We start from the raw sequence: 2,412 nt of genomic DNA, 5'->3' as shown, positions 1-2,412 counted from the left end.
CCAAATCTCTATACACCTCATATCATTCGGGCATTGCAGCGGATTAATCCCGCCGTAAAAGTTATTGCCATGAGTGGTACGTCGGCGAATGAATCGTTCACGAAGTGTGGGCTTTGCCCAATCGTCGATCGGTATACACTCGAAGCATTTTTGACTAAACCATTCACGACGACAGCCATGCTGCATACATTAGCAAATCTGGAACTCAATTAGTTTAAGACTTACGGCTCTCCCGTCATAGCAATCTACTACTCCTCCGATCGACCAGATAAGTAATACCAACACCTAACGACCCCGCTCACCGGACACAGACAACCTTTGCAACTCAACCAATCAACTTGGCAGATTCCGGTGCAGCGACTGGTTAGACTTACGGAGCATTCCACGGCTGTGAATAAATTGACTTATACCCTCAACTAGTTCAGGCACAACTGGCAGCGTTGGCTCAGAATAGGAAGCATTTTGCTGTTTGGGATCTAATGGAACAGCTTTTAAGACGTGATTCATCCCCTCAATAATTCTAAGCTCCGCATCCGGGTTAGCTATCTTCAGGGCTTGCGCCTCACTGACAGGCACTTGAATATCAGTTGTTCCTTGAACAATTAGAACAGGTACAGTCAGACGCTTAATCTCTTGAGCAGGGGTATAGCGAAACCAGGAAATGAGGTAGGGTTGGACGCTCGACCTGTAGAGCGTGTTTAATTCTGGTGGAACAGAGGCTACTGTGTTACCTTGCTCTAGAGCAACAAGAATCTGCTCGCTCTGTTGCCATAATGCGTCTGGCAATCTAGGTTGCAGTTGCTCTCGTAAAACTTGTGATGCAGTTCGAGCAATTCCGGCTACTGATACAAAAGCATCTGCTCCAGTTTTTCGGGTCGCCAGCATTCCAATTAGAGAGCCTTCACTATGACCGATCGCGGTGACGCTTGAGAAACGAGAATCTGCCTGCAATTGCTGAATCCAAAGTGCAGCATCTTCAACATAGGTATCGAAACGCAAATCGGCTTCTTCAGATCCTGCGGCTGAACTTTCCCCAATACCGCGCTTGTCGTATCGGATCGAGGCAATGCCGCGATCGGCTAATCCTTCAGCTAGTAGTTTGAGGCTGTTATTCTGCCCAGCTAGAGGATTGTTTCCATTGCGATCTGTCGGGCCTGAACCCGCAACGATTAGCACCACTGGCTCTGAAGCATTAGACGTTGGCATAATCTGTGTGCCATAGAGAGTGCCTGTTGGTGTTGTAATTTGAACCTCGACAGACTTTGAGAATTGTGTCATATAACCTCTTGAGTCGGATTCAGCTTTGCGGAACAGCATTCAATTGATAATGAAGTTGTTGGACTTCCTCGTTCGCGTAGCGTTCCAATTCGGAAATCGATAGCCCTGTTCCACGAGCAACAATTTCAATCGCCAAGCCCTCTCGCAAAAGGTTAATTGCAATTGCCCGATCTCTTTCGTCTTGGACTTCTCTTTGGATCGAGCGATAAACGGTGGATTCTTGCATGATGTTCCTCCGCACTATGCGGTAAATTACGTCCTCTTCTAATCTTAACCCAGCTAGCTCACAGTCGAATAAATACTGTCATTTTTGGTAAACGATCGAATTAAAGAATCGATGTTTTTATTTAGTTTAGATCGAAAGATTAAAGCTAAAGATTAATTACCGATCCTTGAGTGTTTGAATCTGGTGAGTCTTGTAAAATGAAGGTATGGAAAGAAAATTACGTTGGCGCACTTCTGCGTTCTCGTTAGCTTGCCGTAAACGCAGGCATAGATTTCACGTTGGCGGAGCCTTGCCCTTGGCATTATGACTCGCTTCAGATCTGCTCAGTGCAAATAGCCTACCGTAGGCAATCGATAATTTGTTAAATAGTATGAGCATTTTAATAGCGTAATTTTTAGGTTTTGAGGTAGCTTTTAATTCAATAAAACTAATGGCTCAAAGCTTCTCCAGAAGCTAGCTGCACATCTTCAAGTTAAATGATTTAAAGTACAGTTTATTTGTAGTGAATATGCGAAAACACCTTTGAATTATTCTATTTTAGAAAAGCATTTTATCTACTCCTTTTGACAGAGTACTTTACTTGTTTGATCGATTAACTTTAAGGTATGGTCGATTAATTAAACTTAGAACTTAATTAATTGACCCAAATATTTAACTTTAAAAATAATCTGATGAAAAAGCTAATTTTACTAGCACTAGTATGTACGGGATTCGCAGTAACTACGCCCCTTACAGCACAGGCAATAGATTCAGACAAAATCGCTCAGTACAATCGCGATCGATATCCTAACAACCAGTATCGCGATCGCCAGTTCTCGGTTTATTATCGCAGCCGTGGCAATCGCCAGTGGACTTTTGAGGGATACCACAACAATCGTCGGGATGCCCGACAAGCAGCCAATCGGCTG

3 protein-coding genes and 1 pseudogene are annotated in these 2,412 nt (G+C 43.8%); 2 read left to right on the top strand and 2 right to left on the bottom strand.

Annotation, left to right across the window (positions count from 1 at the left end; all coding sequences use genetic code 11):
• Positions 1–213: pseudogene (locus tag RMO27_RS08165) on the top strand (hypothetical protein); the annotation flags it as partial.
• A gap of 120 nt (positions 214–333) precedes the next feature.
• Here RMO27_RS08165 and RMO27_RS08160 read toward each other — a convergent pair.
• On the bottom strand, positions 334–1,278 hold the full coding sequence (locus RMO27_RS08160) for an alpha/beta fold hydrolase (RefSeq protein ID WP_309731166.1): 945 nt from the start codon (positions 1,276–1,278) through the stop codon (positions 334–336).
• A 19-nt stretch (positions 1,279–1,297) separates the two neighbouring features.
• Positions 1,298–1,504, bottom strand: coding sequence for a hypothetical protein (locus RMO27_RS08155; RefSeq protein WP_309731164.1), 207 nt, complete (start codon positions 1,502–1,504; stop codon positions 1,298–1,300).
• A gap of 671 nt (positions 1,505–2,175) precedes the next feature.
• Here RMO27_RS08155 and RMO27_RS08150 point away from each other — a divergent pair.
• Positions 2,176–2,412 (top strand): hypothetical protein (locus RMO27_RS08150; protein ID WP_309731162.1); only part of this gene is annotated, 237 nt, incomplete at its 3' end.

The organism is Chamaesiphon sp. OTE_75_metabat_556 (genome assembly GCF_031378165.1).
Classification (GTDB): Bacteria; Cyanobacteriota; Cyanobacteriia; order Cyanobacteriales; family Chamaesiphonaceae; genus Chamaesiphon.
The sequence above is the reverse complement of the archived record's forward strand: the minus strand, read 5'-3'. Positions and strand labels throughout refer to the sequence as shown.